Raw genomic sequence first — 24,538 nt, 5'->3', positions numbered from 1 at the left:
GGTTCCCCCCTGGAACCATTACTCGACAACGGAGTTGACGATGCGTCGTACCGCTGGGATCGCCCTGTCCACCCTCATCGCCGCCACGTCGGCGATCGGTCTCGCCGGCACCGCCGACGCGAGGCCCACGTCCTCCGCCCCGTCGCCCGCGAGCGCGACCTCGGTGCGCACCCAGCCGTACGTCGCCCTGGGCGACAGCTACTCGTCCGCCGCCGGCGTCATGCCGCAGGTCCCGGGGGCGCCGGCCGCGTGCAGCCGGTCGCTGCTCAACTTCGCCCACGACATCGCGACCGCGACCCGGGCGTCGTCGTTCACCGACGTCACCTGCAGCGGCGCGAAGACCTCCGACTTCTTCACCTCGCAGCTGGCCGGGGTCGCCCCGCAGCTCGACGCGGTCACCAAGCAGACCCGCCTGGTGACGATGACGATCGGCGGCAACGACGGCGACGTCTTCGCCACCTCGTTCTTCGGCTGCGCCAGCGTCGCGGCGAGCGACCCGACCGGCAACCCGTGCGAGCAGAAGTTCGGCAACACCTTCGTCAACGCGATCCGCACGACGACCTACCCCAACCTCGTCAAGACGCTCACCGCGGTCAGGGCGAAGGCGCCGAACGCGACGGTGGTCATCGTCGGCTACCCGACGATCCTCCCGGCGGTCGGCTCCCCCGCGTGCCTGTCCTCCGTGCCGATCGCGCTCGGCGACGTCCCGTGGCTGGGCAAGCAGCAGGCCGTCCTCAACAACGCCGTGCGCCGCGCGGCCCTCGCGACCGGCGCGGTCTACGTCGACATGACGAACGCCTCGATGGGCCACGACGCCTGCCAGCCCGAGGGCACCCGCTGGATCGAGCCGGCCATCGGTCCGGTCAACGCCTTCCCGATCCACCCGAACGCGCAGGGCGAGGCCGCCATGGCCGCCCGCACCCTCGCGGTCCTCGGTCGCCTCTGAGCGGAGCGCCCCACCCGGGCGACACGACGCCCCGGGACCGTTGCGGTGCAACGGCCCCGGGGCGTCGTCGTGTCACGGACGCCTCAGCGGTGACGCCGCTCGCGCACCTTCCGCTTCGCGGCGGGCACGCCGACCCGGGCGAGCAGCTGCCAGGCCACCCATCCGAGGGCGGTGAACGCGGTGCGCTTGGCGCGGGCCATGGTGAGGTCCTCTCGACGAAACGGGAGGCGCCGCCCGGAGGCGGAGCCGGTGTCACCCCGTACGACGTGTCGTCGGTCCCGATCCTCACGCGAACGTGAGGGAGACGACCGTCACCCCTCGTCGGTCAGGTCCTTGACGGTGACGTCGACCCCCTCGATGCCGAAGGCCGGCTCGGTGGGGCCGAGCAGCTCGCGGAAGACGTCGTACGCCACCGAACGGACCCGGTCGGCGAGCTCCTGGTAGTCGTGGCCGTAGCGGCTGACGACGTCGATGGCCGCACCGGTGCACGTGTCGTCCTCACCGACGAGCGACACGGAGTCCAGCTCGCAGTCCTCGATCTCGGCGACCGCCTCGCGCAGGCGCGACAGGATGACCCGGTCGGCGACGAACATCGTGCGACCGGACTCGGTGACCGCCCGGATGGGTCGACTGCGACGGCGGACCGTCTTCAGGCGGCGCTGGATCGCGGCGGAGATGTCGGTCCACCCGTCGACCGGGCTCTCCCGCAGCCGCTGGGCGGCACCGGAGAGGAAGTCGGGCTCGGCCGGCGCCGCCCCGGAGGACGCATAGGGCACGGACGGCTCCTCGGACACGGGGTTCACGGCTTCCACGCCCGCAGCTGGGCCTGGAGGTTCGCGCGGGCCCGGGACAGCTGTCCGCGCACGACGGTCTCGGTGCTGCGCAGCACGGACGCGATCTCGGCGTAGCTCAGCTGTTCCACCTCCCGCAGCAACCAGACCGACCGTTGGGTCTCGGGCAGCTTGGCCAGCGCCACCTCGAGCGCGTCCAGGAAACCGGACCCCGCGTCGTCCTGCTCGTCGGACCGGACGAGCTCGGTCATCATGTCGTCCCCGACGGGGACCGGGCGACGTTTGCGCAGCAGGTCGATCGCCTTGCGCCGGGTGATGGTGAACAGCCACGTCCGCAGCGACGAGTCGCCCCGGAAGTCCGGCAGCGTCTGCCACGCCGCGACGAAGGCGTCCTGGACGGCCTCCTCGGCGTCGCCGCGGTCGCTCACGGTGCGCTGCGCGTAGCGGTACATGGCAGGACCGTGCCGGCCGACGATCTCGTGGAAGGCCTCGAGGTCACCGAACGCCGCAGCGCGCCGCAGCGAGTCGTCGCTCGCCGTCGACCACGACCGTGGCTCGAGCGCGGGCCGGGGCGCGACCGTCGGCGGGTCCTGCAGCGGGGTCGCCGCGGCGCCGCCGAGGGCGCCGCCGTCCGCGTACCCGCCGACGCTCGCCGACGGGACGAGCGGGGAGGCGAGGCCGTCACGCGGACCTGCCGTGACTCTGTTCACACCACGAAACTAGGAGATCGGCGTGAGGTCCGCCCCCGTCGTCGCGACTAACCAGGTGACAAGTCAGTGACCGAAGGGAAAGAAGACACCATGAGCGACACCACCAAGACCACCGCGCCGACCACCCCGGCGACCACCCACACCACGGGCTCGACCACCGTGGCCCAGACCTCCGGTGAGAAGGGCAAGACCACGATCGCCGACACCGTCGTGTCGAAGATCGCCGGCATCGCCACCCGCGAGGTCGACGGGGTCTACGACCTGGGCGGCAACGTCCAGCGCGCCGTGGGCCTGCTGCGCGAGCGCATCCCGGTCGGCTCGACCAACCTCTCCCAGGGTGTCTCGGTCGAGGTGGGCGAGAAGCAGGCCGCGGTGGACCTGACGATCATCGCCGAGTACGGCGTCGGTATCGCCGACCTGGCCTCCGGCATCCGCCGCAACGTCATCGCCTCCGTCGAGCGGATGACCGGCCTGCAGGTCACCGAGGTCAACATCGCCGTGTCCGACGTGCACATCGAGGACGACGACGCCCCGGCCACCGCCGCCGCCCGCGAGCTGAGCAAGGACGACGAGCCGGCCGAGCGCCGCGTCCAGTGAGCAGCGGACTCCCGGGTCCTGCCGGTTCGACGGACGCCGTGTCCGCCGAGCCGGCCGGGGAGCCCGAGCTCGCCGACCGCCTCGCCGACCTGACCCGCGCCGTCCCCGGTGTCGCCGACCTGCACGGCGGCGTCTTCGGGGAGGTCGCGACGTACCTGCCCGGCCGCAAGGTCGCGGGGGTGCGCGTCGAGGACGACCACGTGGAGATCCACGTCAGCGTCCTGTACGACGAGCCCGTCCGCGCCACCGCGGAGGCCGTCGCCGCCCGCCTCGAGCCGGTCGCGGGTCGTCCGGTCCACGTCACGGTCGACGACGTCGTCCTGCCGGGCGACGTCGCGCACGACACGGTGTCGGACACCACCTCCTCGTCCCCCACGTCCCACTGAACCCCCCTGAACAAGGAGATCTCGTCATGAGCAACAGCACCAAGGGCCTGTTCGTCGGCCTCCTGCTCGCCGTGGCCGCTGCTGCCGGCGGCTTCCTCGGCTTCCTCATCGCCATCGTCCTCGGCGCCGTGGGCCTCGTCCTCGGTCACTACCTCGACGGCGGCAACGGCAGCCTCTCCGAGAGCGTCGAGGACCTGCTCCCGCGCCGCGGCAGCCGAGGCAATGTCTGAGGCCCAGCGGGGCACGACGACTCTGCCGGAACCGGCCCAGCGCGGTCGCCTGGTCATCAAGGACCAGGTCGTCGAGACGATCGCCCGCAAGGCGGCCCTCGAGGTCGCGTCGGTCCTGCGGACGTCCTCACCCCTGAACCCGCTCAGCCGCAGCCTGCCGCGGGTCGAGGTGACCCTCACCTCCACCCACGCCCGACTCACCCTCCACGTGGCCACCTCGTGGGACCGGCCGCTGTACGCCGTCGCCGCCGAGGTGCGCGAGCACGTCGCCGAGACGGTGCGCCGCCTCACCGGTCTCGACGTGGACACCGTCGACGTCCAGGTCACCTCGGTGGTCCAGGACCCGACCGGTGACGAGGACGGCGGACTGTTCGGCCGCCACCACCAGCCCGAGAGGAGGAACCTCCTGTGAGCACCATCCCCACCTCCGACGTCACCCCGGCGCCGGCCAAGGCCCCCGCCGCGGCGCCGGCCACCGTGGTCACCGGTGTCCTGCTGGCCCTCGTGCTCCTCGGCGTCGGCGTCGTCTTCCTGCGCGACGCCCTGCTGGCCGCCGGTGCCGTCACCGGCACCCCGTGGCTGCGCTGGTTCGCCGACAAGGCCGAGCTCATCTCCGCCAGCAGCCCGTGGATGCTCTGGGCCGGCCCCGTCGCCGTCGTGATCGGGCTCGTCCTGATCGTCGCGGCCCTCAAGCCGCGCAAGGCGACCCACTGGGCCGCCGAGGAGCCCGGCGTCCACATCGGCCGGAGCGACGCCGCCCGCCTCGTCGCCAACGCGGCGCACGAGTCGACCTCCGTCGTCGCCGCCCGGGCGGACGTCTCGGGCCGGCGCGCCCTGCGGGTCACCGCCCGCACGGTCGCGACCGACACCAACGGCGTCACCGCCGAGGTCGACCGGGCCGTCACCCACCGGCTCGCGGCACTGCGTCCGACCCCCAGCATCCGCACCCGCGTCGTCACGTCGTCACCGAAGGAGGACTGAGATGGCCAGCACCCCCCGTGGGGTCGTCGCGCTCGACCGCGTCGTCACCCTGCTCGCCGGCCTCGCGCTCGTCGCCGGAGGCGCCTTCGTCTTCGCCTGGCACCAGGGCTACCTGGCCAAGGACCCGTTCCGCTTCACGGCCACGCAGGTCTCCTTCCCGTGGATGACCTCCACGGTCGGGGCGTCGTGGTGGCCGTGGGCGGCCGGCGCCATCGGCGTCGCCCTCGCCCTCGTCGCCCTCATCTGGCTGGTGCGCCACCTCACCGGTGGCCGCGTCGGCACGCTGACCCTCCCCGGGTCCGGCGCCCAGGGCGCGCTGCGCGTGGACGCCGGTGCCGCGGCCGCGGCCGCCGCCGACGAGATCACGGCGGCCCGCGACGACGTGCGGTCCTGCCGCTCCAAGGTCGTCCTCGACCGCGGCCAGATGGTGGCCGTCCTCGAGCCCGTCCTCGAGCAGGGCGCCGACCTCGCCGCCGTCACCCCGGTGGCCCGGGCGTCCGCCGAGAAGCTCGTGCGGATGGTCGGCCGCCAGGACCTGACCTACCGCGTGCAGCTGCGGGTCGCCCGCCGCGAGGAGCAGGTCACCCACCACCGGGTGGAGTGACACCCCACCCCGCACAGCACCAGCGCACCACCCGTTCCACAGCACCACCCGTCCCCCCACACCACGAGAGAAGGAGCACCACCATGGGTCTCATGGACAAGGCCAAGAACGCCGTCGACGAGGCGGCCGGCAAGGCCAAGGAGACGGTCGGCAAGCTGACCGACAACGAGCGCCTCGAGGCGGAGGGCAAGGCCGAGCAGACCAGGGCCGACGCCAAGCAGACCGGCGAGGACGTCAAGGACGTCTTCAAGGGCTGACCACCTCCTGCGGCGACACGCCGCACCCCACGACGGGCTGGGCCTTCGGGCCCGGCCCGTCGTGCGCCCGGGCCCGCGTCCCCCGACCCGCGGAGCCCGTAGAGCACCGACCCCCGTCCTCGTCCCCCGTCGCCCACCGTCACCCCCGACCCGACCGGCGACACGAAAGGTTGTGATCCCCCGTGTCCGACACCACCCCCACCCCAGCGGTGCCGACCCTCGGTCGCCGCATCGCCGCCGAGGTCCTCGGCACCTTCTGGCTCGTGCTGGCCGGCTGCGGCACCGCCGTCCTCGCCGCGACCGCCACGGCCAAGGACGCCGGCGGCAGCCCGCTCTTCGTCGGCGTCGGCTACGTCGGCGTCGCGCTCGCCTTCGGCCTCGCCGTGACGACGATGGCCTACGGCGTCGGCCACGTCTCCGGCGGCCACTTCAACCCCGCCGTGAGCATCGGCCTCGCCACCGCCGGGCGGCTGCCCTGGAAGGACGTCCCCGCCTACGTCGTCGCCCAGCTGGTGGGGGCCGTCGCGGGCGCCGGCGTGCTCTACGCCGTCGCCTCGGGCCGTCCCGGCTTCGACGCCTCGACCGGGTTCGCCACCAACGGCTACGGCGACCACTCGCCCCAGGGCTACGGCCTGACCGCCGTCCTCGTCACGGAGGCCGTCCTCACTGCCGTCTTCGTGCTCGTCATCCTCGGCACCACGGACCTGCGGGCGCCGCAGGGCTTCGCCCCGCTCGCCATCGGCCTGACCCTGACCGTCATCCACCTGGTGTCGATCCCGGTGAGCAACACCTCGGTGAACCCGGCCCGCTCCATCGCCCCCGCGCTCTTCGCCGGCGGTGCCGCGCTCAGCCAGCTGTGGGTCTTCATCGTGGCCCCGGTCGTCGGCGCCGTCGTCGCGGGCCTGCTCCACCCGGTCGTCGCGGGCCGGCAGGAGCGGGTCGCCGCCGCCTGACCGAGGTGAACGGCCCACGGCCGGGCGGGGTGCGTGCCCCCGCCCGGCCGTCGCCGTCCGCGCCGAGCAGCGGGACCCTGGGGAGCAGGTCACCGGGCGCCCGCGCGAGGACGTCGTACGGTGCGCACGTCGACCGGGAGCCGGTCGGCGGCCAGCACCCCCAGCGCCAGCAGCTCGGCGGCGTACCGCGGGTGGGCCGACGCCGGAGCCCCGTGGTGCGTCCACTCCACGAGGTGCGCCAGGTCGAACCGCGGTGAGCAGACGGCGCAGCTGACGACGCGGACGGGGCGCCGGTGCCGGGTGCTGCGGTGACCCGCCGGGCACGTGCCGACCCAGGCCCCCTCCACCTGGGGGGCCGACGGGTCGACGCACCGCCGACCGGTGGCCCCCAGCTCCCGCGCCAGCCGGCGCCACCGCGGACCGTGACCCGCGTCGGCGCCGGCCAGCGCGTGCGCGATCTCGTGCAGCACCACCTCCTGCACCTGGTCGCGGCTGTAGAGCCGCACCAGGGGGGCGCTGAGGGTGATGCGGCGCAGCGCGAAGTGGCACGCCCCCGCCCTCGTCACGGCGGTGTCGAACTCCACCGACCACCCGGCCAGGCCGTGCCGCGCCACCAGCCCGTCGGCCAACCGCATCGCCTCACTCGTGTCCATCCCGCACTCCTTCGTCGTCGCGTCGATCGCTCGATGACACCGGAGCCGGCTCCACGGGTCGTGAGCAGGACCCTGCCAGCGACCACCGACAGCGGTTGGTCCCGCGTGGGTGCCGGGCGCGTGGGCCGCAGCGGGACCAGAGTGTGGGGGTGACGACGCTGACGCTCTTCTGCGGCCTGCCGGGCGCCGGCAAGACGACCCTGGCCACCCGCCTCGAGGCGCAGGGCCTGGGCGTGCGGCTGTGCACCGACGAGTGGCAGGGGGCGCTGGGTCGCGGCCACGACGACACCGAGCTGCACGAGCGGCTGCAACGGCGGCTCTACGAGCACGCGCTCACCCTGCTGCGCCACGGGGTCGACGTCATCCTCGAGGACGGGCTGTGGACCGCGCCCGAGCGCGCCGAGAAGCTCGAGGACGCGCGGGCGTGCGGTGCCCGCGTGGAGCTGCACGTGTTCGACATGCCGTACGACGTCCTGCGACGCCGGCTCGCCGATCGTCTGGCGGCGTCCCGCCCCGGCGACCACCCCGTGACGGAGGACGGGCTGGCCCGGGCCTGGGACCTGTTCCAGCCGCCCTCACCGGACGAGCTGGCCCTCGTCGACGCCGTACGGCGTCATGGGGGTGGGTGGCGGTGACCGCACGACGCCCCGGTGCCGAGGGCACCGGGGCGTCGTGAGCGGGAGGGGGGGTCAGCGCTTGGTGGCGTCCTCGGCCGCGTCCTTGGCGTGGTCGGCCGCGTCGGAGGCCTTGTGCTGGGCGTCCGACGTGGCGTCCTTGGCTCCGTCCTTGGCGTCCGACGCCGCGTCCTTGGCCTTGTCCGCAGCGTCGGAGGCCTTGTCCTTCACCGCGTCGGTGGCGTCGGACACCGCGTCCTTGGCCTTGTCCGCGACGTCGGAGGCCTTGTCCTTGGCCGCACCGGCGGCGTCGGCGGCCTTGGAGCGCAGGTCGGACACCGAGCCGTTGGAGCTCGACGAGCTCCAGGACGAGTCGGACACCGGCGTCGCCCACGGGTCGTCCTTGGGCTTGCGGTTGAGCAGGTACGAGATGCCGGCTCCGGCCGCCGCCAGGACGGCGAGCACGAGGGCGACCTTGCGCTTGCGGCCGCGCGGCTTGGCGACCGCGTCGCCCTTGAGCACCGACAGCGCGCCCGGGGCACGGCCGCCGACCTCGCTGGCCGTGCCGTACGCGTCGGTCGCCTTGTCGGCGACGCCCTCGTAGACGTCCTCGGCCTTGTCACGGGCCGCCTCCGACGCCGCGACGACCGCGCTGACGGCGGCCGACAGCTTCGGCAGCCAGTCGTCGACGATGTGGTCGCGCGTCGAGTCGACCCGCGGCGCGAGGTTGTCCACCGCGCCCTGCACCTTGGGGGCGACGGAGTCGACCGCGGAGTCGACGAGCGGCTGCGCCTTCTGCCGGGCCTTCTTGGCGTAGGGCTCGGCCACCTCGATCGCGTGCCCGAGCCGAGGCTGGGCCCACTCGGCGGCGGCGGTGGCCCGCTCCTTGGCGATCGGCGCGTAGGTGCGCGCGGCGTCGACGGCCGTCTCGGCCAGCGGGGCGGCCTTGTCGCGCAGCTCGGCCAACCGCTCCGTGGCGGTGGGCTCCTTCTTCATGCGGAACACGTGTCCTCCTTGGCATGCCACCCGGGACGGGACGGCCTGGATCGTCCCTACCCATCCTGCCCTGTTTCCCCACGACCCGTCACCCGGCCCGACCGGACGCGGCCCCGGCGTCCCGGCAGACTGGCGCGATGGACCCCACGACCCCCCGTCCTCGCCGCGACGTCGGCGAGGGCGACGTGCTCGGCGGTCGCTACCGGGTGGGCCGCCTCCTGGGGCGCGGGGGCACGGCCACCGTCCACGCCGCCACGGACGAGGTGCTGCGCCGCGAGGTCGCCGTCAAGGTGCTCGCCGCCGGCCTCGGCACCGGTGCGGCCCGAGAGGACGAGGCCCTGCTGCTCGCCAGCGTCTCGCACCCGCACCTGGTGACCCTGCACGACGCCGACCTGACGGGCGAGCCGTCGTACCTCGTCATGGAGCTCGTCCCCGGCCCCAGCCTCGCCGCGCAGCTGCGCGACGGCGGGCCGCTCACCCCGGACCAGGTCCGGGGCCTCGCCACCCAGCTGGGGTCGGCGCTCTCGCACATCCACGACCGCGGGATGGTGCACCGCGACCTCAAGCCCGCCAACGTCCTGCTCGCGGCCCCGCTCGAGCCCGGTACGGCGCCCGACGCCCGCCTCACCGACTTCGGCATCGCCCGGATCGTCGACGCCGCCCGGCTCACCGCGACCGGGACGGTCCTCGGCACCGCGGCCTACCTCTCCCCGGAGCAGGCCCGCGGCGGCGCGGTCGGTCCGCCGTCCGACGTGTACTCGCTCGGGCTGGTCCTGCTCGAGGCGGCGAGCGGCGAGGTCGCCTACCCCGGACCCGCGCTCGAGTCGGCCGCGGCCCGCCTCGCCCGGCCGCCGGCCGTCCCGGCGGGGCTGCCGCAGCCGCTGCGGGCGCTGCTCACGGCGATGACCTCCAGCGACCCGGTCCGGCGCCCGACGTCGCAGCAGGTCGCGCGCCTCGACCCCGGAGCCCGTACGGCGCCCCTCCCCGCCCTGATCGACCCGGGCAAGCCGGTGGACCTGAACGAGCCGGGCGTGCCCGTGACGCGGACGCTCGACCCGCAGACCCGGACCCTCGACGCGACCACCCCGGCCGCTCGTCCGGCCCCGGCGGGCCGGCCGGTGCGACCGCGGCGCCGTGCGGGTCTCCTGCTCGCCCTGGTCGGACTCGTGCTCGCCGTCGTGCTCGGCGCCACGCTGCTCACCCGACCGGGGCCGACGGCCCCGGCGAGCGTCCCGCCGACGACGACACGGACCACGCCGGCGACCCCGGCGACCACGGCGACCACGTCCGCCCCCTCGACGACGGCTGCTCCCGCGGCCACGACGACGGTCGGTGGGGGAACCGGCACGGGTCAGGGCAGCGGCCCCGGGAACGGCGGCCCCGGGAACGGGGGCCCCGGGAACGACAACGGTGGAGGGAACAACGGCGGCGGGAAGGGCGGCAGGCACGGCGGCAAGGGGAAGGGCTGATCCCCCACGACGCCCCCGAGGACGCCCCCGAGGACGCCCCCGACGGTGTCACCCGCCCGTGACAGGATGGTCCGTATGAAGGCAACGCTGCACACCAACCACGGTGACATCCACGTCGAGCTGTTCCCGAACGAGGCGCCGAAGACGGTCGAGAGCTTCGTCGGCCTCGCCACCGGCACCAGGGAGTACAAGGACGACGCCGGCCGGACCAACCCGACCCCGTTCTTCGACGGCCTGATCTTCCACCGGATCATCGACGGCTTCATGATCCAGGGCGGCGACCCGCTCGGGAAGGGCTTCGGTGGCCCCGGCTACACGTTCGACGACGAGCCGCACCCCGACAAGCAGTTCGACCGCCCCTACCTGCTGGCCATGGCCAACGCCGGCAAGCGCGGCGGCAAGGGCACCAACGGGTCGCAGTTCTTCATCACCGTCTCGACCCCGGGCTACCTCAACGGCAAGCACACGATCTTCGGCGAGGTCTCCGACCAGGCCAGCCGCGACGTCGTCGACAAGATCGCCAAGGTCGACACCGACCGCGACGACCGCCCCCGCGAGGACGTCGTCATCGAGCGCGTCACCGTCGAGGACTGAGCCGCACCCCCCCAGCACCACCGCTCGCACGACCACGTCGGGTGCCGCGGGACGTCGTACGGCGTCCTGCGGCACCCGCCGTCGTCGCCGCTCGTTGGAGCAGGTGACCGAGCGACGCGAACCCGACCCGAAGGCCGAGCCGAGCGCATGACCCAGCAGCCGCTGCCCCCGCAGGAGACGACCGTCCCGGTCTGCCCGCGCCACCCGGACCGCGAGAGCCGCACCCGGTGCCAGCGCTGCGGCCGCCCGGCCTGCTGGGAGTGCCAGCGCCCGGCCGCCGTGGGGTTCCAGTGCGTCGACTGCGTCCGGGAGCAGGCCCGCGAGAGCCGCCCGACCGTCACCGTGCTCGGTGGCCGCGCCGCGTCCGACGGACGCCCCCTCGTGACGATGACGATCATCGCCCTGTGCGTCCTCGGGTACCTCCTGCAGACCGCGCGCCCCGCGATCACCGAGCAGCTCGACTTCGTCCCGGCGTACGGCGCCGCGGAGCCGTGGCGCACGCTCACCAGCGCGTTCCTGCACGTCAACCTGTTGCACCTGGGCACCAACATGCTCAGCCTGTGGTTCATCGGCCCGTACGTCGAGTCGTTGCTCGGCCGGGCGCGCTTCGTCGCCGTCTACGCGCTGAGCGCCTTCGGTGGCTCGCTGGGGCTGCTCCTGCTCACGCCCGCCCCCGGGATCGACGCGAGCCAGGCGCAGGTCGCCGCCTGGTACACCGCCGCGGTCGGGGCCTCGGGCGCGATCAGCGGCGTCTTCCTCGCGCTCGTCATCCTCAACCGGCACCTGGGCCGGGCCACCGCGGGCGTCGGGTTCGTCATCATGCTCAACGTGGCGCTGCCGCTGATCCTGCACGGCATCGCCTGGCAGGCGCACCTCGGCGGGGCGGTCACCGGGGTCGTCGCCGCCGCCCTGCTCACGGCGCTGCGCCCGGCCGCGCGGCAACGCTGGGTGTGGCCCGCGCTCGCCGGCCTCGGGCTGGTCCTCGTCGGGGCGTACGTCGGCGTGTACGCCTCCGCCGGCCTGGTCTGAGCCGCCCACCCCCGGGAATCACACCGGTGTGATTCTCCCCAGGGTGGGGACATCCCTGTGGATAACTCGGGGACGACCGCCGGGGGCTGTGGACGACCGGCGCGGGACCCTGGGGAGGATCAGCGCCAGCGCATCGACATGGCGAAGCCCGCGATGAGCAGGACGAAGCCGGCGAGGAGGTTCCCGTAGCCGAACGCGGCGACGGGCCAGGCCCCCTGCGAGATGTAGAAGACGACGATCCAGGCCAGCCCCAGGACCAGCAGGGTGACGAAGACCGGCACCCACCACTCGGGGTTGGGGGCGGCGGCCCGAGCGCGCGCCGTCGCGGCCCGGGTCTCGGCGGTCGCCACCTTCGCCTTGGCCTTGGCCTTGGGCGGCACGACGGGCCCGGTGGCCCGCGCGCTCTTCGGGGCGCTCTTCGGGGCGCTCTTCGGGGCGCTCTTCGACGCGCTCTCCGGAGCGCTCGCGGGAGTCGCCGCGGCGTCCGGGGCGGTCGTCGAGCCGGTCTCCGTGGTCTCCGTGATCTCGGTGGACCCGGTGGACCCGGTGGACCCGGTGGCCTCGAGCTCCTCGGCGCCCGTGACGTCGGACCCGTTCGACCCGTCGGACGTGGGGCGGCCGGTGGACTCGGGCACTTCGGGCTCCTTCGGGCGGCCCGCGGTCGACGGTCGTCGGCGCCACGGGTGGAGACGGGGCGAGCCGGGCCGGCCCGCACGGATGCCCGTAGCCTAAGGGACGACGATGGAGGTGACCGTGGCCGAGCCGGGTGGGGACAACCCCCAGCACGATCCGGGCCGCCCCCGGCGTCCGCGCCCCTCGGCCTGGCGCGTCCTCGTCCCGCTCGTCGCCGCCGGCGCCGGCGTCCTCTTCGCGACGAGCTTCCAGACCGCTCGCGGCACCGAGCTGCGCTCGACCGGCCAGGACCTGCCCGGGCTGGTGCGGCAGGCCAGCCGCCAGGTCGAGCAGCGCCAGGAACAGGTGGCCGCGGCGCAGGCCGAGGTGGACCGGCTGACCGCCGCCGCCGCGCCCGGCTCCGCGCAGGTCCGCGAGCTCACCGCCGCGGCGTCGGCCGCCGCGCCGCAGGCGGCGGCCACCGCGGTCCACGGTCCGGCCCTCACCGTCACCCTCGACGACGCGCACCGCACGGCGGACTCGCTGCCGGCGCCGTACGGGCCGGACGACATCGTCGTCCACCAGCAGGACGTCCAGGGCGTCGTCAACGCGCTGTGGCGCGGCGGTGCGGAGGCGATGACCATCCAGGGCCAACGGGTCGCGGCGACGACCGCCGTCCGGTGCGTCGGCAACACGCTCATCCTCGCCGGCCGGGTCTACTCGCCGCCGTACGTCATCTCGGCCATCGGCCCGGTCGACGCGCTGCGCGCGTCGCTCGACCGCGACCCGGCGGTCATGGTCTACCGCGAGTGGGTCGCCGCGGTCGGGCTCGGCTACACCGTCACCGACTCCCAGGACGCGACGTTCCCGGCCTACGCTCTCACCGTGCCGCGGAGCGAGGCCTCGGTCGGGCGATGACCGCCCCACCGGACCCGGCCGCCCCACCGGAGCGACCCCGCCCGTCCCCCGCCCTCGTCGTCGCCGGGGTGGCGGGCGAGCTGCTGCTCACCGCGGGCGTCGTCGTCCTGCTCTTCGTCGTGTGGCAGCTGGCGTTCACCGCGGTCGTCGACGGCCGGGCCCAGGCCGGGACCGTCCAGGCGCTCGAGCGCGGTTTCGCCGCCGCCCCCGGGAGCACCCCGGGCGGCACCGCGCCCTCCGCACCGACCCCCACCGACCTGGCCACCGGCCGGGCCTGGGGGGTGCTGCGCGTCCCCCGCCTCGGCGGCCCGACCTGGGCCAAGCCCGTCCTCGAGGGCGTCGGGCTCGACGTCCTCGCCGACGGCCTCGGTCACTACCCGGGGACCGCGCTGCCGGGCGAGGTCGGCAATCTCGCGATCGCCGGGCACCGGGCCGGCCACGGCAACCCGCTCATCGACATCGACGCGATCCGCCCGGGCGACGTGCTCGTCATCGAGACCCGCGCGGGGTGGTACGTCTACCGCGCCGTCCGCAGCGAGATCGTCGCCCCCACCGCCGTCGACGTGCTCGACCCGGTGCCCGAGCGGCCGGGTGAGCAGCCGAGCGAGCGCTGGTTCACCCTCACCTCGTGCAACCCGCGCTACGGCTCGTCGATGCGCTACGTCGTGTTCTCCCGCTTCGAGCGGATGGTCCCGCGCGGCGAGGGCCTGCCGTCCGGCCTGCTCGCCGATCCCCGTACGGCGGCCTGAGGTGTACGCCGCGCTGTGGCGCCGGCTCCCCGGTGGCCGCCGGGCCAAGTCGGCCCAGTGCCTCGTCCTGGCGCTCCTGGTGGTCGCCGTACTCTTCCTGTGGGTCTTCCCCGCGCTCGCCCCGCACCTGCCCGGCGGCCAGGTGACGATCGACCCGCCCAGCAGCAGCACCACCACCGGCACCACCACCGGCACGACCAGCCCAGGAGCACCGTGAGCGAGCCCGTCACCACCGCGCCGCGGATCCTCGTCGTCGACAACTACGACAGCTTCGTGTTCACCATCGTCGGCTACCTGCAGCAGCTCGGCGCCGAGTGCGACGTCGTGCGCAACGACGCCCTGTCCGCCGCCGACGGCGAGGGGTACGACGGCGTCCTCGTCTCGCCCGGGCCCGGCACCCCCGAGGGGGCCGGGGTCTCGATGGCGATGATCGAGGCCTGCGCGGAGCGCGAGCAGCCGATGCTCGGAGTCTGCCTCGGGCACCAGGCCCTCGGCGTCGTCATGGGGGCGACCGTCGGCCGGGCCCCGGAGCTGCTGCACGGCAAGACCTCCCAGGTCCACCACGACGGCACCGGGATCCTCGCCGGGCTGCCGACGCCGTTCACGGCGACGCGCTACCACTCGCTGACCATCGACCCCCCGACGCTGCCCGCCGAGCTGCTCGCCACGGGTCGCACCGACACCGGCATCGTCATGGCCGTCCGGCACGCGAGCCTGCCGCTGCACGGCGTGCAGTTCCACCCGGAGAGCGTCCTCACCCAGGGCGGGCACCGGCTGCTCGCCAACTGGCTGCAGGTGTGCGGGGTCACCGACGCCGTACGGCGCGCCGAGGGGCTCAGCCCCCTGGTCCACGACGCCGAGGCGGTGGCCCGGCTCGTCGCCGGCTGACCGTCAGGGCCTGCGCTTGGTCCTCGTCGGGTCCGGCGTGGGCGTGGGCGTCGGGGTGGCGCTGGGCGTCGGGGTGGGGGCCGAGGTGGCGGTGGGCGTCGCCGTCGGGGTGGGGGTGGGCGTCGCGGCCTGCCGCCGCGCGATCCGCAGCGTCACCCTCGACCCGACGTCGACGACGCTCGAGGCGGGCGGGTCCTGGGACAGCACCGTCCCCTCGAGCTGGTCGCTGTCGACCTCCTGCACGACGACCTTCAGCCCCTGCTGCCCGAGGGTCGACTGCGCCACCGAGTAGTGGCGCCCGACGACGTCGGGCACCGGGACCTTCCCGGTCGCGACGTCGAGGGTGATGCCCTGGGTGGGGGCGACGACGCTGCCGACGGACGGCTCGGTGGCGACGACGCGGCCGGCGGGCTGGTCGGCGACGTCGACCTGCCGGATCGTCGTGACGCTCAGCCCGACCGCCGCGAGGGCGCTCGTCGCCTCCTCCTGGGTGCGACCCGCGACCTGGGGCACGGCCACCTGCCCGGGTCCGGTCGAGACGTCGAGCCGCACGCTCGAGCCGCTCGGCACCGACGTCCCGGCCCCCGGCGCCGACCGGACGACCCGTCCCGGCGCGACCGACGGGTCGGTGACCTCGGCGACCTGGACGAGCAGACCGCGGGCCGTGACGGCGGCCTGCGCCGGGCCGATCTCGAGCCCGGCCACGGTCGGGACGGTGACCGACCCGCCGGGGCCGAGCAGCTCGCGGGCCGCGACGAGGCCGACGACCAGCGCGAGCACCGCCACGAGGGTGAGCACGACCGCCGTCCCGGAGCGGCGCCGGCGCGGCCGGTCGGGCTCGCGGCGGCCCACGACCCGGTCCCGGTCGAGCAGCGCCGTGTCCCCGGCAGGTGCACCCGGACCCGGGGCGGGGCGGGCCCCGTACGGGTCGGCGCCCGGCGCTCCCCCGTGGTGGACCGGGCGCACGACCGCCGTCGCGACGTCCGTCGTGCCGGGGGTCGGACGGGTGCCAGGGGCCGCGGCCGACAGCGACCGGGTGGCGGCCTCGCTCACGGGTCGTCCGGTGCGGGCGGCGACGAGGTCGGCCCGGAACTGCTCGGCGGAGGGGTAGCGGCGCTCGCGGTCCTTGGCCAGCGCGTGCACCGTCACCTCGTCGAAGGGGCGATCGATGCCCGCCCGGTGGGTCGACGGGGGCTGCGGCGGCTCGGTGACGTGCTGGAACGCGACGGCCACCGGGGAGTCGCCGCGGAACGGCGGTCGTCCGGTGAGCAGCTCGTAGAGCAGGCACCCGGTCGAGTACAGGTCGCTGCGCGCGTCGACGTGCTGGCCCTGCGCCTGCTCGGGCGAGAGGTACTGCGCCGTCCCGACGACGGCCTGGGTCTGGGTCATCGTCGCCGCCGAGTCGGCCAGGGCCCGGGCGATGCCGAAGTCCATGACCTTGACCTGGCCCCCGTCGGTGAGCATGACGTTGGCCGGCTTGACGTCGCGGTGGACGATGCCGCTGCGGTGCGCCGCCGCCAGCGCGGACAGCACCCCCTCGGTGACCCGGGCCGCCTCGGCCGGCTCGAGCGGACCGGTCCGCCGCAGCCGCTCGCGCAGCGTCTCGCCCTCGACGACCTCCATGACGATGTAGGGCACCACCGACGCGTCGAGCACCCCGAGCGCCTCGTCCACGTCCTCGCCGGAGTCGTAGATCGCCACGACGGCCGGGTGGTTGAGGCCTGCGGCGGCCTGCGCCTCGCGGCGGAAACGGGCCAGGAAGGTCGGGTCGCGAGCGAGGTCGGAACGCAGCACCTTGACGGCGACGGGCCGCTCGAGCCGGGTGTCGACGCCCCGGTGGACCTGCGCCATCCCGCCGCGGCCGATCAGCTCGTGGACCTCGTAGCGTCCGCCCAGCAGGCGGGGGGTGCTCATCGGCACCCTCCCGCCCGGCTGCGGCGACGCCCGTCCACGGCCCGCTCCGGCCCCGTCAGCCCGCCGTCGACGTGGCCGTGGTCTGCGCCGCGGCGGGGGCGGCCCCGCTCGGTGGCGGAGTCGTCGCGGTCGTGGTCGGCGCCGACGTCGTCGTCGTCGTCGTGCTGGTCGGGGCCGGACCGCTGGAGATGGTCAGCTGGACGGGGTTGTTGAAGGCGACGTTGCCGCGGGGCTGGATGTCGATGACCGTCCCGGCCGCGGTGTCGCTCGGCACCCGGTTGTCGGTGCGCACGTTGGTGAAGCCGAGCTGGTTGAGCGCGGCGACGACGTCCTGCTCCGGTTTGCCGACGTACTTCCCCGCGTCGATGACGGCCGCGGTGGGGGGCGGCGAGGCGGTCGTCGCGGTGGTCGTGGTGCTCGTGGTCGTCGTCGTGCTCGTCGTCGAGGTGGTCGACGGGGGTGCGGTGCTCGTCTGCGTCACCGCGGGCGCGGTCGACGTCGCGGTCGGCGTCGGGGTGCTCGTGCGGTTGAACTCCCAGACGAGGAACGCGATGGCCGCGACGGCCACGACGACCGGGATGACCCACAGCCAGGCCCGCGAGCGCCGCGGCTCCTCCGGGTCCTGGCGCACGGCGCGGCTCGTCGGGACGTCGCCGCCCGCGAACCCCTCCTGCGCGAAGAGGGAGTCCTGGGGCGAGCGGGCGGCGTAGCCCGCGCCGTACCCGAGGGCGGCGCCGCCGGCGGCCGCGGCCCCGGCGGGCAGCACGGTGGTGCCCGAGGCGGGGGCCGGCCCGGGGACGACGGCCGTGCCCTCCGGGTCGGTCCAGCCGGTGTGGATGACGGCGGTCGCCGGGCCCGCGTCGGCGAAGCCGCCGACGGCGACGCCGAGCGAGGCGGCGAGGGCCGCGGCGGACTCCGGCCTGCCGGCCGGGTCCTTGTCGAGGCAGCGGTCGATCGCCGCGAGCAGGTCGGGCGGGGTGCCCGGCGGCAGCGGAGGCGGAGGGTCGTTGACCTGCATGAGGGCCGTGGCCACGGCCGAGGTGCCCTCGAACGGCTTGCGGCCGGTGAGCATCTCGTGCGCGACGATGCCGAGCGCGTAGAGGTCGCTCGCGCCCGTCGCGCCCTTGCCCGTCGCCTGCTCCGGCGCGAGGTAGTGCGGCGTGCCGAGGACCTCGCCGGTCTTGGTGTGCGTCGAGCCGTCGCCGGCGCTCGCGATGCCGAAGTCGGTGAGCTTCACCCGGCCCTCGGGGGTGACGAGGATGTTGGCCGGCTTGACGTCGCGGTGCACGACGCCCTGGTCGTGGGCGGCGGCCAGCGCCAGCGCGGCCTGGCCCATGATCGAGCGGGCCCGGTCGGGGTGCATCGCCCCGCGCGCGATGAGCTTGCTCAGCGGCAGCCCGTCCACCAGCTCCATGACGAGGAAGGCGTTGCCGTCGTCCTCGCCGTAGTCGTAGACCGTGGCGATGTTGGGGTGCGACAGCGCCGCGGTGTGCCGGGCCTCGTCGCGGAAGCGGTCGACGAACTCCTGCTCGTCGGCCGCCGACGGACGCATCACCTTGACGGCGACCTCTCGCTCCAGGCGCGAGTCGCGGGCCTTCCACACCTCCCCCATGCCCCCGGCGGCGATCCGCTCGGTGAGGGTGTAGCGCGACCCGAGGGTCAGACCGGGACTGGGGTTCATCGGTTGAGCACCGCCTCTATCACTGCCTTCGCGACCGGGCCGGCGTTGCGCCCGCCTGCCGCCTCGCTGCCGGCGTTGCCGCCGTCCTCCACCACCACGGCCACGGCCACCTTGGGGTCGTTCGCGGGAGCGAACGCGGTGAACCACGCGTGCGGGGGCTTGCCGTTGCCCTGCTCCGCCGTACCCGTCTTGCCGGCCACCTGCACGCCGGGGATCTGGGCGGGCGTGCCCGTGCCCTGCTGCACGACGCCGATGAGCATCTGGGTCAGGGTGGCGGCCGTCTGCTCGGACATCGCCTGCCCGAGCTGCTCCGGCTGCGCCTCGTCGATCGTCGACAGGTCCGAGGCGAGCACGTCCTGGACCAGGTAGGGCTTCATGACGACGCCCTTGTTCGCCACCGCCGCGGCGACCATGGCGACCTGCAGCGGCGTGACGCGCACGCTCTCCTGGCCGATGGCGGCACGGGCGGTCTGGGCCTGGTCGAGGTCGGTCGGGAAGGCGCTCGGCGAGACCCGGGTGGGCACCCGCAGGGTCTGGCCGAAGCCGAACTTCTCGGCCTCGGCGCCCAGCCGGTCCGCGCCCAGCTGCATCCCGAGGTAGCCCATCGCCGTGTTGCACGAGATCTCGAGGGCGTGCTGGAGGGTCGTGCGGTCGTTCGCGCCGCAGGCCTGGCCGTTCTCGTTGGGCAGCCCGACGCTGGTCTGCGGGAGGTCGAGGCGGGCGGGCGCGGGGATCTGGGTCTGCGGGGTGACGACGCCGTTCTCGAGGGCGGCGGCCGCGGTGACGATCTTGAAGACCGAGCCCGGCGGGTAGAGGTTGCCGCCGATCGCGCGGTTGACGATCGGCTGGTACGACGCCGCCGAGTTGTCCTGCGTCCACGCCTTCTGCTGGGTGCCCCCGTCGTGGCTGGCGAGCTGGTTGGGGTCGTACTGCGGGTGGGAGACCATCGCGAGGATGGCGCCGGTGCGCGGGTCCAGCGCGACGACGGCGCCGCGCTGGTCGCCCAGCGCCTGGTCGGCGGCCTCCTGCGCCTTGGCGTCGATGGTGAGGCGCAGGCTCGCGCCGCTGACCTGGCGCCCCGTGAGGACGTCGGTGACGCGACGGTAGAAGAGCTGGTCGGCGGTGCCGGCGAGCAGGTCGTCGGCCGACCCCTCGAGGCCGCCGCCGGCGCCGTACACCACCGAGAAGTAACCGGTGACCTGCGAGTAGAGCTTCGCGTCGGGGTAGGTGCGCTGGTAGGCGATCTGGTCGCGCGGCGTCGCGACGCTGCGGGCGATCGGGGTGTCACCGACGATGATGCTGCCGCGGTCGCGCGAGTAGCTGTCGAGGGTGGTGCGGGTGTTGCCCGGGCGCGCGTCGATCGAGGGGGCCTGGACGAACTGGATGACCGTCGAGGAGACGAGCAGGGCGGCGAAGAGCAGCGCGACGAAGCGCGAGATCCGGCGCAGCGGCGTGTTCATCGCACCCTCACCACCTCGGTGTTTTCGCCGACCCGACCCGGCTCGTCCCGCGGCAGCGGCTTGGCCTCGGGGACGGGTCGGCGGGCCTGGTCGGAGATGCGCAGCAGCAGCGCCATGAGGGTCCAGTTGGCCAGCAGCGAGGAGCCGCCCTGCGACATGAACGGCGTCGTCAGGCCGGTGAGCGGGATGACCCGGGTGACGCCGCCGATGACGACGAAGCACTGCAGGGCCACCGAGAAGGACAGGCCGAAGGCGAGCAGCTTGCCGAAGCCGTCGCGCACGCCGAGCGCCGTCCGCAGACCCCGCTCGACGAAGATCGCGTAGAGGGCCAGCAGGGCGAAGACGCCGAACAGGCCGAGCTCCTCGCCGAAGCTGGGGAAGATGAAGTCGCTGTCGGCGAAGGCGACGAGCCAGGGGCGGCCCTGGCCGAGCCCGGTGCCGAACAGCCCGCCCGCCGCCATCCCCATGAGGCCCTTGGCGATCTGGTCGGACACGGCCAGCGACGACGCCGAGAACGGGTCGAGCCACAGCATGACCCGCTCCTGCACGTGGCCGAAGAGCAGGTAGGCGACGTAGGCGCTGCCGGCGAACATCAGCAGCCCGAGGACGACCCAGCTCGTGCGCTCGGTCGCGATGTAGAGCATCCCGACGAAGAGGCCGAAGAACAGCAGCGAGGAGCCGAGGTCCTTCTCGGCCACGAGGACGAGGATCGAGACGACCCAGGCGACGAGGATGGGACCGAGGTCGCGCATCCGGGGGAACGTGAAGCCGAGGACCTTGCGTCCGGCCAGCGAGAGCACGTCACGCGCCTGGACGAGGTAGCCGGCGAAGAACACGGTGATCGTCAGCTTGGCGATCTCGCCCGGCTGGAAGCTCAGCGGGCCCAGGCGGATCCAGATCCGCGAGCCGTAGATCTCCGTGCCCAGGAAGGGGACCAGCGGCAGCAGGAGCAGGACGAGCCCGAGGGCCATCGCCGTGAACGTCTTGCGCTGGAGCAGCCGGTGGTCGCGCAGCACGACGACGACGGTGGCGGCGATGACGACCGACAGCGCCGTCCACACCAGCTGCTTGCCCGCGTTGCTGTCCAGGCCGTCGCGACCGCCGGCGAGGTCGATCCGGTGGATCATCACCAGGCCGAACCCGTTGAGCAGCGTGGCGATCGGCAGCAGCACCGGGTCGGCGTACGACGCCTTCCACCGGATGACGAGGTGGAACGCGAGGCTCAGGCCGAGCAGGCCGCCGCCGACGGTGAGCAGCTGTGCGGGCACCGTCTCGCGGACGCCGAGGTCGACGTTGACCCACGCGAGCAGGACGAGCCCGACCGCGACGAGGAGCAGGAGCAGCTCGACGTTGCGGCGGGTGCGCGGCACGAGGGTGGCGACGGTCGTGGTCACGGGGTCGTCCTCGCCGGGGTGGGGGTGGTGGCGGAGACGGACGGGGACGCCGTCGCGGTGCGGGTGGCCGAGGACGTGCTCGTGGACGGGGTCGCCGACGGCGTGGTGGTGGGCAGCCCGCCGCAGGGGACGCCCGTCGCGGCCTGGAGCCGGCAGCTCGTCGCGGCCGCCTGCAGGACGCCGAGCCGCGACGTCGCCTCGGCCTCGTCGGCGACGACGATGCGGCCGACGACGAGGTCGCGGATGTGGACCGGCAGGTCGGTCAGCGCGATGTCCGAGCGCTGCGCGACGTGCGAGAGGTGCAGCGGGCCGAGGTCCTGCGAGACGCCGCGGTAGACGGCGACGTACCCGTCGTCGGGGCCGATGAAGAGCTGGCGCTGGGTCCACGTCCACCCCGCCCAGCCGGCCCCCGCGAGCGCGACGAGGACGACCAGCCCGACGGCGAGGGCGCGCCACCGGGCCCGTTGTCCGCGGCTCGTCTCGGCCAGGCGCGGGCCGTCGTCCTCGGCGTCGTCGGCGTCCTCGCCGCGGGTCGCCGTACGGGTGAGCGCGGCGGCCTTCTCGGCGGGGGAGACCCGCAGGGCGCGCGTACGACGCCCCTCGCGGTCCCGCTCCGCGGCCGCGCCCACGACCTGCGGCACCGTCGTCGGGGCGGAGGTGGTGTCGAGGTCGACGACGTCGGCGACGACGACGGTGACGTTGTCGCGCGCGTGCGCCTTGAGGGCGACCGCGATGCACCGCTCGGCCGCCTCCTCGGCGGTGCGCGCCTCGGTGAGGATCTCCTGGACGACCTCGCCGCGGACGAAGTCGCTCAGGCCGTCGGAGCACAGCAGGTAGCGGTCACCGGGCTTGAGCTCCCGGACGGACAGGTCCGGCTCGTCCTCGGGCTGGCCGGTCATCACCCGCGTGACGAGCGAGCGCTGCGGGTGGTCGACCGCCTCCTCGGGCGTGATCCGCTCGTCGTCCAAGAGCTGCTGGACGAAGGAGTGGTCCTTGGTGATCTGCGTGAGGACGCCCTCGCGCAGGAGGAACGCCCGCGAGTCGCCGATGTGGGCCATGACGAGCTTGTTGCCCGAGCGCAGCATGGCGATCGCCGTCGAGCCCATCCCGGCCAGGTCCGGGTCCTCGCGCATCGCCGAGCGGAGCTGGGCGTTGGCCTCGCGGATCGCCGTCTCCAGCCGCGGCATCGCCGCGTCGGCCCGGATGCTCTCGCCGTCGAGCGGGGCGAGGTGGCCGACGATCATCGAGCTGGCGACGTCGCCCGCGGCGTGACCCCCCATCCCGTCGGCGAGGACGAGCAGGTGCGGGCCGGCGTAGCCCGAGTCCTCGTTGCGGGACTTGGGTCCCAGACCGAGGTCGGAGCGGGCGGCGTAGCGCAGGGCGAGGGCCATGGTCTCAGCCGCGCAGCTCGATCGTCGTCCGCCCGATCCGCAGGACGCTGCCGACGGTGACGGGCACGGCCCCGGTCACCGCGGAGCCGCCGAGGAAGGTGCCGTTGCGCGAGCCGAGGTCCTCGACGAACCATCCCTCGGGGCGCGGGAAGATGCGGGCGTGCCGGCCCGAGGCGAACTCGTCGTCGAGCACGAGGGTGCACTCGGGGGCCCGGCCGACCAGGACCCCGCTGCGACCCAGCGGCAGCGACGTCCCCGCCAGCTGGCCCTCGGTGACGACGAGCTGGGTGGGCAGCCGCGGACCGCGGCGCTCGGACTTCTCCTTGCGCGCCTCGGGCTTGCGCTCGGGGCGCGGCTCGGGGCGGGCCTCGGCGCGCGACGGCGCCGGGTCCGCCGACCGGCCGCCCCGCGAGGGCAGCACGCGCCGGCTGACCCGGGTGCCGTAGAGGTCGCTGCGCAGCACGGAGGCGACCCCGAAGACGAAGAGCCAGAGCAGCACGAGCAGCCCCAGCCGCAGCAGGGTGAGGGTGAGCTCGCTCACGGGCGGCTCGCAGTCCCGGTCACGCGGGGCGTCACCGCTTGCCGGGGCGGAAGACCGCCTGGGTCCGGCCCACGGTCAGCTGGTCGCCGTCGCGCAGCCGCTGGGTCGTCACGCGCTCGCCGTTGACGAAGGTGCCGTTCGTCGAGCCGAGGTCGCGCACCGACGTGACCAGGTGGGGTCCGTCGGTGCTGACCCGGACCTCGCAGTGCCGCCGCGAGACGCCCGGGTCGTCGAGGATGATGTCGGCCACCTCGTCGCGGCCGATGACGGTCAGCGCGCCGACGAGGGGGTAGCGCTCGCCGTCGATGGTCAGCCACGGCCGGTCGGCCGGGTTGTGGCCCACCGGCACGGGCGCCGCGGGGCGCGGGGCGTCGTACCGCTGCTCCGGCTCGCGCTCGGACCCGCGCTCGTACGGCGACGCGGCGGGACGGGCGGCGGGGCGCGCGGGCTCGCGGGCCGCCTCGCGACCGCCCTCGGGGGCGCCGCCCGCGGGGCGGCGGCTGGAGCCGGGGCGGATCCGGAAGACGCCGGTCTCGAGGTCGGTGCCCTCGGACAGCTGCACCCGGATCGGGCCGGCGGGCTGGTAGCGCTGGGTGTCGGCGTGCTCCTGCGCGGCGGCGACGAGCTCGTCCTCCAGCGCGTCCTCGAACTCGCTGAGGTGGTCGTAGTCGCTCGGCGAGAGCTCGATGGCGTAGAGGTTGGGCACCATCGTGCGGCCGTGGCCCATGACGGCGGCGCGGTCGTCCATGGCCCGGCGGATCGCCGAGGCGAGCTCGACCGGCTGCACCTCGGACTTGAAGGCCTTGGCGAAGGCACCGTTGACGGCGCGCTCGAGGCCGCGCTCGACCCGGTCGAACAGTCCCACCGCCACCCCTCCTGCGCTCTCACCGTCCTCGGCGTGACCCGCTGTCACGTCGCTGTCACGGTCGGGTCATCGTAACGGGGTCGACCTCAAGGCCACCTCATGCCACGGTCGGGTGGGCTGGTTTGGTGATCCGACCGGTGACCGGGCACACTTGGGCCCACACTCGCGCGAGTGGCGGAACGGCAGACGCGCTGGCTTCAGGTGCCAGTGTCCGCAAGGACGTGGGGGTTCAAATCCCCCCTCGCGCACACACTCCAGGTATCGTCCCCGGCTCCTTGAGGGTCCCGAGGCGCAGTACGGCGCCCTCCGGACCGG

The 24,538-nt window shown here is 74.5% G+C and carries 29 protein-coding genes and 1 tRNA gene; 18 read left to right on the top strand and 12 right to left on the bottom strand.

Annotated elements, in window-relative coordinates; all coding sequences use genetic code 11:
• Positions 1 to 40: 40 nt before the first annotated feature.
• Positions 41 to 946 (top strand): SGNH/GDSL hydrolase family protein, encoded by a 906-nt coding sequence (locus FB458_RS07065; protein WP_141847866.1) that lies wholly within the window; start codon positions 41 to 43, stop codon positions 944 to 946.
• A 311-nt stretch (positions 947 to 1,257) separates the two neighbouring features.
• Here FB458_RS07065 and FB458_RS07060 read toward each other — a convergent pair whose 3' ends face one another.
• Both FB458_RS07060 and FB458_RS21570 read right to left on the bottom strand, forming a co-directional pair.
• Positions 1,258 to 1,722, bottom strand: a complete 465-nt coding sequence (locus FB458_RS07060) for a hypothetical protein (protein WP_141847865.1) — start codon at positions 1,720 to 1,722, stop codon at positions 1,258 to 1,260.
• Positions 1,723 to 1,745: 23 nt separating this feature from the next.
• On the bottom strand, positions 1,746 to 2,447 hold the full coding sequence (locus tag FB458_RS21570) for an RNA polymerase sigma factor (protein ID WP_211355956.1): 702 nt from the start codon (positions 2,445 to 2,447) through the stop codon (positions 1,746 to 1,748).
• 90 nt (positions 2,448 to 2,537) lie between these two features.
• On the opposite strand from FB458_RS21570, the gene FB458_RS07050 reads away from it, so the two are divergent.
• From FB458_RS07050 to aqpZ, 8 genes are all read left to right on the top strand, one after another.
• Positions 2,538 to 3,044 carry an Asp23/Gls24 family envelope stress response protein gene (locus tag FB458_RS07050; RefSeq protein ID WP_141847864.1) on the top strand — a complete coding sequence of 169 codons (507 nt, stop codon included), beginning with the start codon at positions 2,538 to 2,540 and terminating at the stop codon, positions 3,042 to 3,044.
• 38 nt (positions 3,045 to 3,082) lie between these two features.
• A complete protein-coding gene (locus FB458_RS07045) occupies positions 3,083 to 3,430 on the top strand; it encodes an Asp23/Gls24 family envelope stress response protein (protein ID WP_211355955.1) in 348 nt (115 codons plus the stop codon).
• Positions 3,431 to 3,456: 26 nt separating this feature from the next.
• Complete coding sequence (locus tag FB458_RS07040; RefSeq protein WP_141847863.1) at positions 3,457 to 3,660, top strand: hypothetical protein; 204 nt, start codon at positions 3,457 to 3,459, stop codon at positions 3,658 to 3,660.
• The gene (locus FB458_RS07035) at positions 3,653 to 4,072 is read left to right on the top strand and encodes an Asp23/Gls24 family envelope stress response protein (RefSeq protein WP_141847862.1); all 420 of its coding nucleotides are present in this window, start codon (positions 3,653 to 3,655) and stop codon (positions 4,070 to 4,072) included. The genes FB458_RS07040 and FB458_RS07035 overlap by 8 nt, the downstream gene beginning before the upstream one ends.
• Positions 4,069 to 4,641 carry a DUF6286 domain-containing protein gene (locus tag FB458_RS07030; RefSeq protein WP_141847861.1) on the top strand — a complete coding sequence of 191 codons (573 nt, stop codon included), beginning with the start codon at positions 4,069 to 4,071 and terminating at the stop codon, positions 4,639 to 4,641. Before FB458_RS07035 ends, FB458_RS07030 begins: the two co-directional genes overlap by 4 nt.
• A gap of 1 nt (position 4,642) precedes the next feature.
• Positions 4,643 to 5,245, top strand: a complete 603-nt coding sequence (locus FB458_RS07025) for an Asp23/Gls24 family envelope stress response protein (RefSeq protein WP_141847860.1) — start codon at positions 4,643 to 4,645, stop codon at positions 5,243 to 5,245.
• An 83-nt stretch (positions 5,246 to 5,328) separates the two neighbouring features.
• Complete coding sequence (locus tag FB458_RS07020; protein ID WP_141847859.1) at positions 5,329 to 5,502, top strand: CsbD family protein; 174 nt, start codon at positions 5,329 to 5,331, stop codon at positions 5,500 to 5,502.
• 182 nt (positions 5,503 to 5,684) lie between these two features.
• On the top strand, positions 5,685 to 6,455 hold the full coding sequence (gene aqpZ / locus FB458_RS07015; protein ID WP_246061099.1) for an aquaporin Z: 771 nt from the start codon (positions 5,685 to 5,687) through the stop codon (positions 6,453 to 6,455).
• 89 nt (positions 6,456 to 6,544) lie between these two features.
• Here the strand turns inward: aqpZ and FB458_RS07010 are convergent, their stop codons facing one another.
• Entirely contained in the window at positions 6,545 to 7,108 is a 564-nt protein-coding gene (locus FB458_RS07010) for a SprT-like domain-containing protein (RefSeq protein WP_141847858.1), read from the bottom strand.
• 149 nt (positions 7,109 to 7,257) lie between these two features.
• Here FB458_RS07010 and FB458_RS07005 point away from each other — a divergent pair, with 149 nt between their 5' ends.
• Complete coding sequence (locus tag FB458_RS07005; RefSeq protein WP_170185589.1) at positions 7,258 to 7,743, top strand: P-loop nucleotide/nucleoside kinase family protein; 486 nt, start codon at positions 7,258 to 7,260, stop codon at positions 7,741 to 7,743.
• Positions 7,744 to 7,797: 54 nt separating this feature from the next.
• On the opposite strand, the gene FB458_RS07000 is transcribed toward FB458_RS07005, so the two are convergent.
• Entirely contained in the window at positions 7,798 to 8,727 is a 930-nt protein-coding gene (locus tag FB458_RS07000; protein WP_141847856.1) for a hypothetical protein, read from the bottom strand.
• Positions 8,728 to 8,855: 128 nt separating this feature from the next.
• On the opposite strand from FB458_RS07000, the gene FB458_RS06995 reads away from it, so the two are divergent.
• The 3 genes from FB458_RS06995 (at position 8,856) to FB458_RS06985 (ending at position 11,810) form a co-directional block, all read left to right on the top strand.
• Positions 8,856 to 10,187 (top strand): serine/threonine-protein kinase, encoded by a 1,332-nt coding sequence (locus FB458_RS06995; RefSeq protein WP_170185588.1) that lies wholly within the window; start codon positions 8,856 to 8,858, stop codon positions 10,185 to 10,187.
• A 75-nt stretch (positions 10,188 to 10,262) separates the two neighbouring features.
• Positions 10,263 to 10,781, top strand: a complete 519-nt coding sequence (locus tag FB458_RS06990; RefSeq protein ID WP_141847854.1) for a peptidylprolyl isomerase — start codon at positions 10,263 to 10,265, stop codon at positions 10,779 to 10,781.
• A gap of 147 nt (positions 10,782 to 10,928) precedes the next feature.
• The gene (locus tag FB458_RS06985) at positions 10,929 to 11,810 is read left to right on the top strand and encodes a rhomboid family intramembrane serine protease (protein ID WP_141847853.1); all 882 of its coding nucleotides are present in this window, start codon (positions 10,929 to 10,931) and stop codon (positions 11,808 to 11,810) included.
• A gap of 119 nt (positions 11,811 to 11,929) precedes the next feature.
• Here the strand turns inward: FB458_RS06985 and FB458_RS21815 are convergent, their stop codons facing one another.
• Positions 11,930 to 12,445 carry a cell division protein CrgA gene (locus FB458_RS21815; protein WP_246061098.1) on the bottom strand — a complete coding sequence of 172 codons (516 nt, stop codon included), beginning with the start codon at positions 12,443 to 12,445 and terminating at the stop codon, positions 11,930 to 11,932.
• Between the two features lie 106 nt (positions 12,446 to 12,551).
• On the opposite strand from FB458_RS21815, the gene FB458_RS06975 reads away from it, so the two are divergent.
• From FB458_RS06975 to FB458_RS06960, 4 genes are read left to right on the top strand one after another with little or no spacing between them, the layout of a single operon-like run.
• Complete coding sequence (locus FB458_RS06975) at positions 12,552 to 13,340, top strand: DUF881 domain-containing protein (protein ID WP_141847852.1); 789 nt, start codon at positions 12,552 to 12,554, stop codon at positions 13,338 to 13,340.
• Complete coding sequence (locus FB458_RS06970; protein ID WP_141847851.1) at positions 13,337 to 14,089, top strand: class E sortase; 753 nt, start codon at positions 13,337 to 13,339, stop codon at positions 14,087 to 14,089. Before FB458_RS06975 ends, FB458_RS06970 begins: the two co-directional genes overlap by 4 nt.
• A 1-nt stretch (position 14,090) precedes the next feature.
• Complete coding sequence (locus tag FB458_RS06965) at positions 14,091 to 14,306, top strand: hypothetical protein (protein WP_141847850.1); 216 nt, start codon at positions 14,091 to 14,093, stop codon at positions 14,304 to 14,306.
• Positions 14,303 to 14,977, top strand: a complete 675-nt coding sequence (locus FB458_RS06960; protein ID WP_141847849.1) for an aminodeoxychorismate/anthranilate synthase component II — start codon at positions 14,303 to 14,305, stop codon at positions 14,975 to 14,977. Before FB458_RS06965 ends, FB458_RS06960 begins: the two co-directional genes overlap by 4 nt.
• Before the next feature lie 3 nt (positions 14,978 to 14,980).
• On the opposite strand, the gene pknB is transcribed toward FB458_RS06960, so the two are convergent.
• Genes pknB through FB458_RS06925 form a run of 7 tightly spaced genes read right to left on the bottom strand, consistent with a single transcriptional unit; the run spans position 14,981 to position 24,223 of the window.
• Positions 14,981 to 16,891 (bottom strand): Stk1 family PASTA domain-containing Ser/Thr kinase, encoded by a 1,911-nt coding sequence (pknB, locus tag FB458_RS06955; RefSeq protein WP_141847848.1) that lies wholly within the window; start codon positions 16,889 to 16,891, stop codon positions 14,981 to 14,983.
• Between the two features lie 55 nt (positions 16,892 to 16,946).
• Positions 16,947 to 18,572 (bottom strand): serine/threonine protein kinase, encoded by a 1,626-nt coding sequence (locus tag FB458_RS06950; protein ID WP_141847847.1) that lies wholly within the window; start codon positions 18,570 to 18,572, stop codon positions 16,947 to 16,949.
• Positions 18,569 to 20,032, bottom strand: a complete 1,464-nt coding sequence (locus FB458_RS06945; protein ID WP_141847846.1) for a peptidoglycan D,D-transpeptidase FtsI family protein — start codon at positions 20,030 to 20,032, stop codon at positions 18,569 to 18,571. Before FB458_RS06945 ends, FB458_RS06950 begins: the two co-directional genes overlap by 4 nt.
• The gene (locus FB458_RS06940) at positions 20,029 to 21,426 is read right to left on the bottom strand and encodes an FtsW/RodA/SpoVE family cell cycle protein (protein WP_141847845.1); all 1,398 of its coding nucleotides are present in this window, start codon (positions 21,424 to 21,426) and stop codon (positions 20,029 to 20,031) included. Before FB458_RS06940 ends, FB458_RS06945 begins: the two co-directional genes overlap by 4 nt.
• Complete coding sequence (locus FB458_RS06935; protein ID WP_141847844.1) at positions 21,423 to 22,817, bottom strand: PP2C family protein-serine/threonine phosphatase; 1,395 nt, start codon at positions 22,815 to 22,817, stop codon at positions 21,423 to 21,425. Before FB458_RS06935 ends, FB458_RS06940 begins: the two co-directional genes overlap by 4 nt.
• Positions 22,818 to 22,821: 4 nt before the next feature.
• Positions 22,822 to 23,358 (bottom strand): FHA domain-containing protein FhaB/FipA, encoded by a 537-nt coding sequence (locus tag FB458_RS06930; protein ID WP_141847843.1) that lies wholly within the window; start codon positions 23,356 to 23,358, stop codon positions 22,822 to 22,824.
• Positions 23,359 to 23,389: 31 nt separating this feature from the next.
• Complete coding sequence (locus FB458_RS06925) at positions 23,390 to 24,223, bottom strand: FHA domain-containing protein (protein WP_141847842.1); 834 nt, start codon at positions 24,221 to 24,223, stop codon at positions 23,390 to 23,392.
• Between the two features lie 165 nt (positions 24,224 to 24,388).
• On the opposite strand from FB458_RS06925, the gene FB458_RS06920 reads away from it, so the two are divergent.
• Positions 24,389 to 24,471 (top strand) — tRNA-Leu (locus FB458_RS06920).
• The last annotated feature ends 67 nt before the right edge of the window (positions 24,472 to 24,538 follow it).

Source organism: Lapillicoccus jejuensis (assembly GCF_006715055.1).
Taxonomy (GTDB): Bacteria; Actinomycetota; Actinomycetes; order Actinomycetales; family Dermatophilaceae; genus Lapillicoccus; species Lapillicoccus jejuensis.
The sequence above is the reverse complement of the archived record's forward strand: the minus strand, read 5'-3'. Positions and strand labels throughout refer to the sequence as shown.